We start from the raw sequence: 13,305 nt of genomic DNA on the forward strand, positions 1-13,305 counted from the left end.
CCGCGCTTTGACCCCCTCCCCCCGCCCTCTCCGGCAGGCGGGAGAGGGCGTCGGACCAGCCCCCTGCTCACAAGAGAAAGACAACCATGGATTTGCAGATTGCCCTGCTGCTGGGGCAGGACGGGTTGGTCAATGGGGCCATCTACGGCCTCATGGCACTGGCACTGGTGCTGGTGTTCTCCGTGACCCGCGTGATTTTCATCCCTCAGGGGGAGTTCGTGGCCTTCGGCGCGCTGTCGCTGGCCATGATGCAGACGGGCCGCGTGCCCGGCACGCTGTGGCTGCTGTGCGGCCTGGCGGCGGCGGTTCTCGTGGTCGAGGGGCTGCGCACGGCGCGCGGCGTGGCCGTCAACTGGTTCGCCACCCTCGGCTGGTGCGTGGCGCTGCCCGGCCTGGTCGCGGCCGTGGTGCTGCTGTGGAAGCCCCAGTCCCTGTGGGCCCAGAGCCTGGCGGCGCTGCTGCTCATCACGCCGCTGGGGCCGCTCTTGTACCGCCTGGTCTACCGGCCCCTGGCGGGCGCGACCACGCTGATGCTGCTCATCGTCTCGGTGGCACTGCACCTGGTGCTGGTGGGCGCGGGCCTGCTGTTCTTTGGCGCCGAGGGCTCGCGCACGCCGGCGTTCTCGGACGCGCAGTTCCAGATCGGCGACATGACCATCTCCGGCCAGTTCCTGGTGGTGCTGGGCGTGACCGCGCTGCTGGTGCTGGTGCTGTTCATCTTCTTCGAGCGTTCCATGGTCGGCAAGGCGCTGCGCGCGGTCGCCATCAACCGGGTCGGCGCGCGCCTGATGGGCGTGCCCACCGACCTGTCGGGCGACGTGAGCTTCGCCCTGGCGGCGCTGATCGGCGGCGTCTCGGGCCTGCTCATCGGGCCCATCACCACGGTCTATTACGACACCGGCTTTCTGATCGGCCTCAAGGGCTTCGTCGCCGCCATCGTCAGCGGCCTGGCCAGCTACCCGATCGCCCTGGCGGGCGCGGTGCTGGTGGGCCAGCTCGAGTCCTTCTCCTCCTTCTGGGCCAGCGCATACAAGGAAGTGCTGGTCTTCACCCTGATCATTCCTGTGCTGTGGTGGCGCTCGCGCAACAGCCGCCACGTGGAAGACGAAGAATGAACGCGTCCGGCAAACCCCTGCAGGCGAGCGCGATGGCGCCCGCCCCCCAACCTGCTGCCTCCGCCGCCTCCGCCCAGGCCGCCGCCCCGGCGCGCGGCTGGCTCACCCGCACCCAGGCCACCGCCGCCTTCGTGCTGTTGCTGGCCGCGGCCTGGCCCCTCATGCCCGACTTCACCGTCGTGGTCGCCAGCTACATCGCGCTGTATTCGCTGGTCGCCGTGGGGCTGGTGCTGCTCACCGGCGTGGGCGGCATGACGTCCTTCGGCCAGGCGGCCTTCGTCGGCGTGGGCGCCTACGCCACCGCCTGGGCCTGCACCTCGCCCGCGGCCGCCGCCTGGCTGGGTGCGGTGGTGCCCGCCGCGCTGCTGCCCTGGGTGGGGCTGGTGCTGGGGCTGGCCGTCACTTTCGCCATCGCCTGGGGCCTGGGCGCGGTGACGCTGCGCCTGTCCGGCCACTACCTGCCCCTGGCCACCATCGCCTGGGGCCTGAGCCTGTATTACCTGTTCGGCAACATGCAGTTCCTGGGCGGGCAGACCGGCATCAGCGGCATCCCGGCGCTGCAGCTGCCCGGGCTGGACCTCGCCTCGCCGCGCGCGCTGGGCGTGCTGATCTGGGCCGTGCTGCTGGTGGCCATCTGGCTGCTGCACAACCTGCTCGATTCGCGCGAGGGCCGCGCCGTGCGTTCGCTCAAGACCGGCCAGGTCATGGCCGAGTCCATGGGCATCGACACCGCCCGCTACCGCGTCAAGCTGTTCGTGCTGGCGGCGCTGCTGGCGGCCATCTCGGGCTGGCTGTACGCGCACATGCAGCGCTTCGTCAACCCCACGCCCTTCAACCTGAACATCGGCATCGAGTTCCTGTTCATGGCCGTGGTTGGCGGCTCGGGCCACCTGTGGGGCGCGGTGCTGGGCGCGACGCTCATCACGCTGCTCAAGCAAAAGCTGCAGGACCTGCTGCCGGCGCTCCTGGGCACCTCGGGCAACTTCGAGGTCATCGTCTTCGGTCTGCTGATGGTGCTGGTGCTGCAGCGTTTCGCCGAAGGCATGTGGCCGACGCTGCAGCGCCTGTCGGCCCCGCTGTTCAAGCCCGAGCGGGCACGCGCCGCGGTGCAGGCGGGTGAGCTCGACCAGCGCCGCCTGCCCGCCCCGGGCACGACGCTCATCGACGCGCGCGCCGTGACCAAGCGCTTTGGCGGCCTGGTGGCCAACAACAACGTGGACCTGAGCGTGGCCGCCGGCGAGGTGCATGCCCTCATCGGCCCCAACGGCGCCGGCAAGAGCACCTTCTTCAACATGATCTCGGGCGTGGACGACCCGACCGAGGGCAGCATCGCGCTGATGGAGCAGCCCATGGCCGGCAAACCCTCGCGCGACTTCGCCCGGCTCGGCCTGGGCCGCACCTTCCAGCACGTGCGCATCCTGGGCCAGCGCACGGTGCTGGAGAACGTGGCCCTAGGCGCGCACCTGCGCGCGCACAAGGGCTGGATGGCCTCCATGCTGCGCCTGGACCGCGCCGAGGAAGCAGCCGTGCTGGCCGAGGCGCGCCGCCAGATCGAGCGCTGCGGCCTGGGGCCCTTCGCCGACGTGGCCGCGGGCTCCCTGGCGCTCGGGCAGCAGCGCATCGTGGAGATCGCGCGGGCCCTGGCCGGCCAGCCGGCCGTGCTGCTGCTCGACGAGCCCGCCGCCGGCCTGCGCCACCTGGAGAAGCAGGCCCTGGCGCAGCTGCTCGCGCAACTGCGCAGCGAAGGCCTGGGCATCCTGATCGTCGAGCACGACATGGAGTTCGTGATGAACCTGGCCGACCGCATCACGGTGCTGGAGTTCGGCACCGTGATCGCCAAGGGCAGCCCGGCGCAGATCCAGAGCAACCAGCGCGTGCTCGACGCCTACCTGGGCGGCGCCGACGACTTCGACTTTGCCGCCGCGGAGGCCGCAGCATGACCAGCAACCCCCAAGCCCCCCTGCTGCAACTGAGCGATTTCTCCGTCTCCTACGGGCCGGTGGAGGCCGTGCACCGGATCAACCTGACCGTGGAGCCGGGCGAGATCGTCACCGTCATCGGCCCCAACGGCGCAGGCAAGAGCACGCTGCTCAACGCCAGCATGGGCATGCTCGCCTCCAGCGGCCAGCTGCACCTGGCGGGCCGGCACATGCTGCGCCCGCGCGTGGAGGACATGGTGGCGCACGGCGTCGCCCTGGTGCCGGAGAAGCGCGAGCTGTTCGGCGAGATGTCCATCGAGGACAACCTGCTGCTGGGCGGCTTCTCGCGCTGGCGCCGTGGCCAGCGCGACCAGCGCCAGCGCATGCAGGAGGTGTTCGAGATCTTTCCGCGCCTGCAGGAGCGGCGCGCGCAGCTGGCCTCGACGCTCTCGGGCGGCGAGCGCCAGATGCTGGCCATCGGCCGCGCCCTGATGGCGCGCCCGCGCCTGCTGATGCTCGACGAGCCCTCGCTGGGTCTGGCCCCGCGCATCGTGCGCGAGGTGCTGCAGGTGGTCTGGAACCTGCGCAAGCTCGGCGTGTCGGTGCTGCTGGTCGAGCAGAACGCCCGCGCCGCCCTGCAGGTGGCCGACCGCGCCTACGTGCTGGAGATGGGCGAGGTGGTGCTGACCGGCGCCGCGCGCGAGCTGCTGCACGACCGGCGCATCATCGACACCTACCTGGGCATGGGCTCGGCGCACGCCGAGGCGGACGCACAGCCGGTCTGAGAGGTCATGCTCCCTCCCCCTCTGGGGGAGGGCGAGGGTGGGGGCCAGCCGCGACCGGCCTCAACCGCTGCGCCTGGCACACGCCGGCCCCCATCCCCACCTTCCCCCAGAGGGGGAAGGAGCATCAAAGCCAGCCGCCCGCCCTCACGCCCCGCAGCATTTCTTGAACTTCTTGCCGCTGCCGCACGCGCACGGGTCGTTGCGGCCGGGCTGGTCGCCGCGCACCACCTGCTCGACGCGCGGGCCCAGGCTGCGCCAGATGCGGTGCAGGTCATAGATCGCCCAGATCGCCTCGCCCAGGGCCTGCACGCGCTCCTCGCTGGTGCTGGGCGGGCCCTCCTCGTCGAACATGCACAGCACCGGCTCGCCCTTGTCCTCCTCGGCCAGGGCGGCGACGGCCTCCAGCGAATCCTCGATCCACTCGGCCGTCTCCTTGTCGCGCGGCGGCTCCCAGTCGTCGGACCAGGCCTCCACGGCGAACAGGAAACCCGCCGCCCACATCTGCGCCAGCGAAGGCACGTCCTCGCCTTCCATCTCGGCGCGGTCCTCCTCGGGCATGCAGGCGATGGCGCCGCGCATGTCGATGATCTCGGGATGGAAGGCGTCCTCGGCGTCCAGCGACTGGGGCTCTTCGGCCAGCTGGGCGCGCACCTGCGCGCTGCGCAGGTGCCACAGCTGCAGGAAACGCTCCTGCTGCGCCAGGTCCCGGAAGGGCGAAACCAGGGGCAGCGGCCCCTCGGGTGGCAGAGGGGTGTCGCTGTCGGCGATCAGCACGCCCAGCCACTCGGCGTCGGGCACGGAGCGGCGCGTGCAGGCCAGGGCCGTCAGCACCCCGTCGCAGAACTCCCAGTGCGGCGCGCTGTCGTCGCGCGTGCGCAGGTCGTCGAGCAGGTCGTCGAGTTCGTCCAGTTCATCGGGGCCGAAGGCGGGGGCAGAGGTGGAGGCAGTCATGGCGGTGGCGGCGGAAAGAGAGGGCGGGCAACAGGAAGGCCGGCGGCGCGGGGCGTGGGGCTTTGCCGGTGCGCGCCGACAATCGGCGTTTCAGTGTAGCGCCTGCCCCATGCCCGAGACGATGCCCCGCTCCCACCCACCGCCGCCCGCGCCTGAACCGGCGGACGATGCCCTGGCCGCCGCGTTCCTGGCGCGCCACCTGCCGCTGCAGCACGCCGCCCTGGCGCGCCATGTGCTGCCCGACGGGCGGCGGGCGTGGCTCAAGCGCGCCGGCGCCCGCCACGGCATGGCCGGCTACCGCGCGCTGGGTGCGGCCGCCCGGTTGCTCGGCCTGCGCGTGCTCACGCCCGTGCCCAACCGGGGCGGCCAGGCCGCCATCGCTATCGAGGTGCGCCGGCTGCGCGAGCTGGCCGGGCGCGGCGTGCGCGTGCCGCAGGTGCTGGCCGCGCAGGCCGGGGGTTTTCTGATGGCCGACCTGGGCGCGGGCAGCGCGCCCACGCCGTCCCTGGCCGAAGAGCTGCAAGCCGCCGTGCCCGCGGGCGCCGTGGCCGTGCTGGCGCCGTGGCGCCAGGGCCTGGAGGCGCTGGCCGAGGTGCATGCCCGCGGCGCCTGCCTGAGCCAGGCCTTCGCGCGCAACCTGGTGCGCTGCCCCGACGGGGCGGTGGCCTGCATCGACTTCGAGGACGACCCCGCTGCCGTGCTGCCGCTGGCGCTGTGCCAGCTGCGCGACGCCCTGTGCTATGCCCATTCCACGGCGCTGCCCCTGCAACAGGCGGGCGCCCTGGATGAGGCGCGCGCGCACTGGCGCGCCTGGCTGGCCGCGCCGCGGTACGCGGGCAGATTCCAGGACGAGCTGCGGCGCGCCGCGCGCCGCCTGCACTGGCTGCGCCACCTGCCCGAGGACCGCCGCTGGGGCCGCGATGCCCAGCGCCTGCGCGCGGCGTGGGAACTGGTGCGGGACTGAAAAAATCGTAGCGCCAAGTCCAGGCGGGACGCGGGCTGGAGCCGTTTTCTTTAAAAAATATGGGCTGTCAGACGTCGCTCGTCCACTCCACCTGCGCGCCCAGGCTGCGCAGGTTCTCCACGAAACGCGGGTGCGCGCGGCGGATCGGCAGGGCGTTGCGGATCTCCGAGCGCCCGGGAATGCTGGCCGCCACCATGAACAGGGCGATCGCCACGCGGATGATGTAGGGGCTCTCGACCACCGCCGGCGTGAGCGTGCCGCCGCCAAAGGTGACGATGCGGTGCGGGTCGGAGGAAAAGACGTGGGCGCCGAACTTGGTCAGCTCGCCCGTCCAGCCCAGGGCGCCGTCATAGACCTTGTTCCAGAACAGCGCGTTGCCGTGCGAGCGCACGCCCAGGGCGATGAAGATGGGCAGCAGATCCACCGGGAAGTAGGGCCAGGGCGCGGCCTCCACCTTGGTCAGCACGTTGGCGGTGAACGGCGTCTGCACCGCCAGCGGGCCGTCCACGCGGGCGCAGGACCAGCCGTTGTCGTGCTCCACGCGCACGCCGAACTTGGCGAAGGTGCGGTCGATCAGCGGGAAGTTCTCCGGGGCGCTGTTCTTCACGCGCACGTCGCCGCCGGTGATGGCGCCCAGCGCCAGGAAGGTGGTGATCTCGTGGAAGTCCTCGTCGAAGCGGAACTCGCCGCCGCCGAGCTGCGCGCCGCCGTGCACCACCAGGCGGGACGTGCCGATGCCCTCGATGCGCACGCCCAGCATCTGCATGAAGTGGCAGAACTCCTGCACGTGCGGCTCGGACGCGGCGTTGGTCAGCGTGGACGTGCCCTCGGCCGCGGCCGCGCAAAGCACGAAGTTCTCGGTGGTGGTGACCGAGGCGTAGTCCAGCCAGTGCTCCACGGGCCGGAGCGGCTCGCACCGGCGCACCAGCAGCGAGCCGGCCGTGCGCTCGACCTCGGCGCCGAAGTGGCGAAAGACCTCGACGTGCGGGTCGATCTCGCGCACGCCCAGCGTGCAGCCCTTCACGTTGTCCTCCAGCCGCGCCACGGAAAAGCGCGCCAGCAGCGGCGGCACCAGCATGATGGACGAGCGCATCTCCTCGGGCAGCCGGTGGCAGGCGGCGTCGAAATGCGTGTCGCGGTGGTGCAGCGTCAACACGCCGCTGGCGGCGTCCAGCTGCACGTCGCTACCCAGGGTGCGGAAGATGTCCAGGATCTTGCGCACGTCGGTGATGTCCGGCACCCCCACCAGGCGCAGCGGCTCGCGCGTGAGCAGCGTCGCGCACAGCACGGGCAGGACCGCGTTCTTGTTGGCAGAAGGGGTGATGCGCCCGCGAAGCGGCGTGCCGCCGTGCACGATGAGATTGGACATGGGAGGGGAAGCAGACAGGGCAGGAAAAGCAGGAAAAGGCAGGCCGGCACTGTAGCGCCAACCCGCCGCCGGCCCGGCGCGGCGGGTTTTTCCGGGGCCGGGCGGCTCAGTCCAGGGCCACTGCCGCCACCACCAGCGCGCCAGCGGCTTCCAGTCGCCGACGCAGACGCAGCACCGCCTTGTCCTTGGACACCAGCACCGCGCCGTGCGCGGCTGCCAGGTCGATGAACTTCTGGTCGTCCGCGTCCTTGCAGACGCAGGGCGCACGCGGCGCCTCGGCCACCAGGCGCGCGCCGGCGTCAAACGCCGCCAGCACGTCCTCGGCCGTGCGGCCGTGGAAGGCCATGCGCGGCTGCAAGTGGGCATAGCGCAGCACGCAGGCCAGCTCGTCGCGCATGGCCTGCGTGGCGATCCAGTGCAGGCGCTGCGCGGCCAGCAGCAGGCGCACGGCGCCCGCGTCCGGCTCGGCAAACAGCAGCAGGTCCAGGACGATGTTGGTGTCCAGCACCAGCGTCCGCGGCGCCTCGGCCATGGCGCCCTCGGCTGGCAGGCGCAGCTCAGGGCGCATCGCCCGCCCCGCCGGCCGGGCGCGCCCGGGCGCTGCCGGCCACCAGGTCGAAGCGGAACAGCCGGCACTCGATGGGCCCGTTCCACAGCGGCACGCGGCGCGACTCCTTGAGGCGCATACGGCCGGGCAGCTTCAGGTCAGGCGTGAGCATCCAGGCCTGCCAGCCGGCGTAATGCTTCTTCCAGTGCGCGGCCAGCTGCGCGAAGAAATCGCCCCCGTCCTCGACCTGCGCGCTCTCGCGCCCGGCGCGCGGGACCGCGCCCTCCAGGCGTTCCTGCGCGCGCTGCTCGGCGTTGCGACCGGCGCTGCCGGCTGCGGCGATGCGCTCTCCGTAGGGCGGGTTGAGCAGCAGCAGGCCCGGCTGCGTGCTCGGCGGCATGCGCTGCAGGGCGTCGCCGCCGCGCAGCTGCAGCGCATGGGCCACGCCGGCGCGCTCGGCGTTGCGCTGGGCAAAGTCCACCATGCGGTGCGAGATGTCGCTGCCAAAAACGGCTGCAGCCGGCGCCACCACTTGGCTTTGTGCTTCTTCTTTGATAGCAGACCAGACGTGCGCCTGAAACGGCAGCAGCTTCTCGAAGGCAAAGCGCCGGCGCAGGCCCGGCGCGATGCGGCAGGCGATCTGCGCCGCCTCGATGGCCACCGTGCCGCTGCCGCAGCAGGGGTCGTACAGAGGCAGCGGCTCGCCGCCGTGCGGGTCCCAGCCGCTGGCGGCGATCATGGCGGCGGCCAGCGTCTCCTTGAGCGGGGCGTCGCCCTTGGCGCCGCCGTCCGCCACGTCGCGCCAGCCGCGCTTGAACAGCGGCTCGCCCGAGGTGTCGATGTAGAGCTGCGCTTCATCGGTCGTCAGGTGCAGGTGGATGCGCACGTCGGGCCAGCGCGTCTGGACGTCCGGGCGCACGCCGGCCTTGGCGCGAAAACGGTCGGCCACCGCGTCCTTGACGCGCAGCGCGGCAAAGTTCAGGCTCTTCAGGGGACTGTGCTGGGCCGTGACCTCGATTTTGAAGCTCTGGCGCGGGGTGAACCAGATCTCCCAGGCGATGCCGGCGGCCAGCGCATACAGGTCGTCCTCGCCGCGATAGCCGCCCTGGCCCAGGCGCACCAGCACGCGCTGCGTCAGGCGGCTGTGCAGGTTCAGGCGCAGCGCGTCGCGCCAGGGCGCGCGCGGCAGCAGCACGCCGCCGCGGCCGACGAGCAGGTCGTGCCCGGCCAAGCCGGTGAGCGTGTGCGCCTCATGCGCGAGAAATTCCTCCACGCCGGCGGCGCAGGGAAGAAAAAGCACCAGTTCGTTCATGGATGGGCTTGGCAGGAAAGAGGCCGTGGACGGCCGTGGAAAAGAAGGTGAAACAGCGGCGTCATGGTGCCTGCCCCTACAGCGTCTTGCGCAGGCTGGCCGGCGCGATTTTCAGCGCCTCGCGGTATTTGGCCACCGTGCGGCGCGCGCACTCAATGCCCTGCTCCTTGAGCAGCTCGGCAATCCTGCTGTCCGACAGCGGCCGGGCCGGGCTCTCGGCGGCGATGAACTGCCGGATGAGGGCGCGCACCGCGGTGCTCGACGCGTTGCCCCCGGTCTCGGTGCCCAGGCCGGAGCCGAAGAAATACTTCAGCTCGAACGTGCCCTGGGGCGTGGCCATGTACTTGGCCGTGGTCACGCGCGAGATGGTCGATTCGTGCAGGCCCAGCTCATCGGCGATGTCGCGCAGCACTAGCGGGCGCATGGCCAGCTCGCCGTGCACGAAGAAGCTCTTTTGCCGCTGCACGATGGCCTCGGACACGCGCAGGATGGTGTCAAAGCGCTGCTGCACGTTCTTGATGAACCAGCGCGCCTCCTGCAGCCGCTGCTGCAGCGCCGCATGCCCCTCGCTGCCGCGGTGCGCGCGCAGCGCGCCGGCGTACTGCTCGTGCACGCGCAGGCGCGGCAGCACGTCGGGGTTGAGCTGCACGGCAAAGCCGGCCTGCCCGCCCGGGCCCGTGCGGCGCACGACGACGTCGGGCACGATGATCTGGCGCTGCACATCGGCAAAGCGCCGGCCCGGGCGCGGCTCCAGGCGCGCGATGAATGCCAGGGCGGCGCGCGCGCCCTCCTCGCTCACGCCGCAGGCCTGCGACAGGCGGCGCACGTCGCGGCGCGCCAGCAGCTCCAGCGGCTGGGCGCACAGGGCCTGCGCCGCCTGCAAGAGCGCGGCGTCGTGGGTGCCCGCCTGCGCCAGGGCGCGCAACTGCAGCGCCAGGCACTCGGCCAGGCCGCGCGCGCCGACACCGGCGGGCTCCAGGCTTTGCAGCAGCGCCAGCGCCAGGGCCAGGCGGTGGCCGAGCGCCTCGGCCAACTCGGGGTCGGGCTCGCCCTCGCCCAGCAGGCCGGCCGCCAGCGCTTCGAGGGAGTCGTCCAGGTAGCCGTCGTCGTCGAGCGAGCCGATCAGGAAGTCCAGCGCCGCGCGCTCCTCGGGCGCCAGGCGCAGCGCCAGGGCCTGGCGCGCCAGGTGTTCGGCCAGGGTTTCGTGGTGGCCGGCCAGATCGATGGCATCGGCCTCGCCGTCGCCGCTGCCGGCCGGGCCGGACGCGGACAGTCCGCCCCCGGGTTCGCTGTCGCTCTCGCCATCGCCCGGCGCCGAGTCCTCGCCCTGCCACTCGAACTGCTCGGGCGCATCCGGCAGCCCCGGCTCGTCGGCCGGCTCGCGGGCCTCGGCCGCCGCAACGTCGGCGGCAGCTTCCTGGGGGTCACTTGGCCCTGAAACCCGCGCCATCTCTTGGCCTTCAGCTATCTTTTCGATAGCCTCCTCGGCGCCCTCCTCCTGCTCCAGGAACGGGTTGTCGGCCAGCATCTGGCCCACCTCCTGCGCCAGCTCCAGCGTGGACAGCTGCAGCAGCCGGATGGACTGCTGCAGCTGCGGCGTGAGGGTCAGGTGCTGCGAAACCCGCAGCGCCAGCGTGGGCCGGCTCATGCGGGCCTCATGGCGCGCGGCATCGGGCGCCGGCCGGGCGCATCACGTCACATGCGGAAGTGCTCGCCGAGGTACACCCGGCGCACTTCCGCGTTGTCCACGATCTCGGACGGCGTGCCCTCGGCCAGCACCTGGCCGTCGCTGATGATGAAGGCGTGGTCGCAGATGCCCAGCGTCTCGCGCACGTTGTGGTCGGTGATCAGGACGCCGATGCCCCGCTCCTTCAGGAAGCCGATGATGCGCTGGATCTCGATCACGGCGATCGGGTCGATGCCGGCAAACGGCTCGTCCAGCAGGATGAAGCGCGGCTGCGTGGCCAGCGCCCGGGCGATCTCCACGCGCCGGCGCTCGCCGCCGGACAGCGCCGGCGCCGGCGCCTCGCGCAGGTGCTCCACGCGCAGCTCCTGCAGGAGCAGGGTCAGGCGCCGCTCGATCTCCGCGCGGGCCAGCGCGCGGCCCTGCTCGTCCTTTTGCAGCTCCAGCACCGCGCGCACGTTGTTCTCCACGCTGAGCTTGCGAAAGATCGACGCCTCCTGCGGCAGGTAGGACAGGCCCAGGCGCGAGCGCCGGTGGATGGGCATGCGTGTGACGTCCTGGCCGTCGATGGAGATCGAGCCGCCGTCGCAGCGCACCAGGCCCACGATCATGTAGAACGACGTCGTCTTGCCCGCGCCGTTGGGGCCCAGCAGGCCCACGACCTCGCCCTTCTGCACCGACAGCGAAACGTCCTTGACCACCTGCCGCCCGCCATAGGACTTGCGCAGGTGCCGCGCCTGCAGGCGGCTGCCTTCAGCGGCGCCGCTGCCGCCGTGGGGGATGCTGCTCATTGCTGGCCACCGTTGCCACTGCCGCCAAGGGTGCCGCTGGGGCGCAGCGCCGGGGCCGGGCCCGGCGCGGGTGCGGGCGCCGCCCCTTCGGGCTGGCGCGGCGCGAGCACGGCGCGCACCCGGCCCTGCGAGCCGCCGCCCTGGCCCTGGCGGGGCGCGCCATCGACGGTGAAGACATCAGTGGTGTTGTCATAGACGATGAGCGCGCCGGTGATCTCGTCGCTCAGCGTCGCCTCGTGGTAGCGGCGCAGCTGCGCGCGCGTGACCAGCCGCACCCGGTCGGCGCGGCCGTCGTACTCGATGCGCTCGGCCTCGCCTTCGACGAACTCGGCGGGCGCGCCGGCCGGCGTGTCGCGCTTTTGCCGGAAGAAGGCGCGCTTGCCCGACTCGGCCGTCACCACGCCCGACTGGTGGCCCTCCGCGTCCTGGCGCACTTCCAGGCGCGCGCCACGCAGCACGATGCTGCCCTTGGTGACCACGACGCGGCCGGTGAAGACGCTGGTCTGCTGCAGTTCATCGTGGCGCAGGGCATCGGCCTCGATGTTCATGGGCTTGTCGCGGTCGGCACGCTCGGCCTGCGCGGGCAACGCCGCCAGCGCCAGCGCGCCGCCCAGGATGAGGAGGGGGTGGGAAAGCAGTCGGAAGGTCATGGGGCACGATTCTTGCAACGATTGTAGCCACGCCCCCGCGCGCGGCGCGCGCAAAAAAAAGCGCGCCGCAAGGCGCGCCTGGTTCACTGCGGAAGCACCGCGGGCAGCCTCAGCCGCCGCGCGCCTGCACCGCCAGGTACTCGACCACGCGCAGCACGTTGTCCATGTTGCCGGCCAGGGTGCCGTCGGTGTAGTAGCGCCCGGCCACGCCCATGGCGGGCACGCCCTCGACCTGGTAGGCGTTCTGCAGCTGGGTGGCACGGCGGATCTGGTTGGCGACCGTGAACGAGTTGTAGGTTTCCTTGAACTTCGCCAGGTCCACGCCCTGCTTGGCGATCCAGTCGAAGATCAGCTCGTCCTTGTTGAGCGGCAGGCGCTCGGTGTGCACGGCGCGAAACACCCGGCCGTGCAGCTCGGGCAGCTTGCCCATGCCTTCCAGCGCGTAGTAGAGCTTTTGCTGCGGCACAAAGCTGGAGTTGAAGGCCACGGGCACGCGGCGGATGGACAGGTTCTTGGGCGCGGCCTTCATCCAGGCGTCGAACGTGGGCTCGAACGTGTGGCAGTGCGGGCAGCTGTACCAGAAGAACTCGATCACCTCGACCTGGCCGGTGGGAGCGTCGGTGGGCGCGGGCTTGGACAGGCGCACGTAGTCCTTGCCCTCCTTGAACTGGCGCGGCGACTGCGCCAGCGCCGGCGTGGCCAGGGGCAGGCCCAGGGCGGAGAGGGCAAGCACCGAGGCGGTGGTCGCGGAGAACTCGCGTCGATTCATGAAATGGTCACTCCCGTGGCTAAAAAGTCTGCCGATAGAGCGCCTTGCGGCGCGAAAGTTCTGCCCTGCATTCAGCGCGGCACGCGCACCAGGGCCGAGTCCACGCCGGCGCCGTCGAGCTTCTCCTTGAGCGAATCGGCATCGTCGCGCTTGCCGAACGGGCCCACGCGCACGCGAAACACCGTGCGCCCGCCCTGCTCGCGCTCGCTCACACGCGCCTCCCAGCCCAGCATGGCGAGCTTGGCGCGCTGGGCGTCGGCGTCCTGCTGGGTGCGAAAGGCGCCGGCCTGCACGAAGTAGTCGAACGAACCACCCGCGGCAGCGGGTGCGGCAGGGGTGGCCGCGGGCGTGGCCGGGCTGGCATGGGCGCGCGCACGCGCCAGGTCGCCCAGCGGGTCGCCCGCCTGCCCAGCCTGGCCGGCGCCGCGCGCGGCCGCGGCGGCGCGGGC

Annotated in this window: 13 protein-coding genes; 4 read left to right on the forward strand and 9 right to left on the reverse strand. The window is 71.8% G+C overall.

Going from position 1 to position 13,305, the window contains the following annotated elements; all coding sequences use genetic code 11:
- The first annotated feature begins 86 nt into the window (after positions 1–86).
- From RT051_RS04035 to RT051_RS04045, 3 genes are read left to right on the forward strand one after another with little or no spacing between them, the layout of a single operon-like run.
- Positions 87–1,115: a branched-chain amino acid ABC transporter permease gene (locus tag RT051_RS04035; RefSeq protein WP_313072186.1), complete on the forward strand. Its 1,029-nt coding sequence runs from the start codon at positions 87–89 to the stop codon at positions 1,113–1,115.
- 32 nt (positions 1,116–1,147) lie between these two features.
- A complete protein-coding gene (locus RT051_RS04040) occupies positions 1,148–3,055 on the forward strand; it encodes a branched-chain amino acid ABC transporter ATP-binding protein/permease (protein ID WP_313072191.1) in 1,908 nt (635 codons plus the stop codon).
- The gene (locus RT051_RS04045; RefSeq protein WP_313072196.1) at positions 3,052–3,819 is read left to right on the forward strand and encodes an ABC transporter ATP-binding protein; all 768 of its coding nucleotides are present in this window, start codon (positions 3,052–3,054) and stop codon (positions 3,817–3,819) included. The genes RT051_RS04040 and RT051_RS04045 overlap by 4 nt, the downstream gene beginning before the upstream one ends.
- Positions 3,820–3,963: 144 nt before the next feature.
- Here RT051_RS04045 and RT051_RS04050 read toward each other — a convergent pair whose 3' ends face one another.
- Positions 3,964–4,770 carry a YecA family protein gene (locus RT051_RS04050; RefSeq protein WP_313072200.1) on the reverse strand — a complete coding sequence of 269 codons (807 nt, stop codon included), beginning with the start codon at positions 4,768–4,770 and terminating at the stop codon, positions 3,964–3,966.
- A gap of 121 nt (positions 4,771–4,891) precedes the next feature.
- Here RT051_RS04050 and RT051_RS04055 point away from each other — a divergent pair, with 121 nt between their 5' ends.
- Positions 4,892–5,734 carry a hypothetical protein gene (locus tag RT051_RS04055; RefSeq protein WP_313072203.1) on the forward strand — a complete coding sequence of 281 codons (843 nt, stop codon included), beginning with the start codon at positions 4,892–4,894 and terminating at the stop codon, positions 5,732–5,734.
- A gap of 67 nt (positions 5,735–5,801) precedes the next feature.
- Here the strand turns inward: RT051_RS04055 and RT051_RS04060 are convergent, their stop codons facing one another.
- From RT051_RS04060 to RT051_RS04095, 8 genes are all read right to left on the reverse strand, one after another.
- Entirely contained in the window at positions 5,802–7,103 is a 1,302-nt protein-coding gene (locus RT051_RS04060; protein ID WP_313072207.1) for a UDP-N-acetylglucosamine 1-carboxyvinyltransferase, read from the reverse strand.
- A gap of 106 nt (positions 7,104–7,209) precedes the next feature.
- Positions 7,210–7,671 carry a putative toxin-antitoxin system toxin component, PIN family gene (locus RT051_RS04065; RefSeq protein WP_313072211.1) on the reverse strand — a complete coding sequence of 154 codons (462 nt, stop codon included), beginning with the start codon at positions 7,669–7,671 and terminating at the stop codon, positions 7,210–7,212.
- Positions 7,661–8,962, reverse strand: a complete 1,302-nt coding sequence (locus RT051_RS04070) for a THUMP domain-containing protein (protein ID WP_313072215.1) — start codon at positions 8,960–8,962, stop codon at positions 7,661–7,663. Before RT051_RS04070 ends, RT051_RS04065 begins: the two co-directional genes overlap by 11 nt.
- A gap of 76 nt (positions 8,963–9,038) precedes the next feature.
- On the reverse strand, positions 9,039–10,610 hold the full coding sequence (rpoN, locus tag RT051_RS04075; RefSeq protein ID WP_313072219.1) for an RNA polymerase factor sigma-54: 1,572 nt from the start codon (positions 10,608–10,610) through the stop codon (positions 9,039–9,041).
- 47 nt (positions 10,611–10,657) lie between these two features.
- Positions 10,658–11,437, reverse strand: coding sequence for an LPS export ABC transporter ATP-binding protein (gene lptB, locus RT051_RS04080; RefSeq protein ID WP_313072224.1), 780 nt, complete (start codon positions 11,435–11,437; stop codon positions 10,658–10,660).
- Positions 11,434–12,087 (reverse strand): lipopolysaccharide transport periplasmic protein LptA, encoded by a 654-nt coding sequence (lptA, locus tag RT051_RS04085; RefSeq protein WP_313072228.1) that lies wholly within the window; start codon positions 12,085–12,087, stop codon positions 11,434–11,436. Before lptA ends, lptB begins: the two co-directional genes overlap by 4 nt.
- Positions 12,088–12,196: 109 nt before the next feature.
- Entirely contained in the window at positions 12,197–12,856 is a 660-nt protein-coding gene (locus RT051_RS04090; RefSeq protein WP_313072232.1) for a thiol:disulfide interchange protein DsbA/DsbL, read from the reverse strand.
- Positions 12,857–12,927: 71 nt separating this feature from the next.
- Positions 12,928–13,305: SPOR domain-containing protein (locus tag RT051_RS04095; RefSeq protein WP_313072236.1), on the reverse strand; the 378-nt coding region annotated here is incomplete at its 5' end.

Origin of the sequence: Melaminivora sp., assembly GCF_032059615.1 — a bacterium.
Lineage (GTDB): Bacteria > Pseudomonadota > Gammaproteobacteria > Burkholderiales > Burkholderiaceae_C > Melaminivora.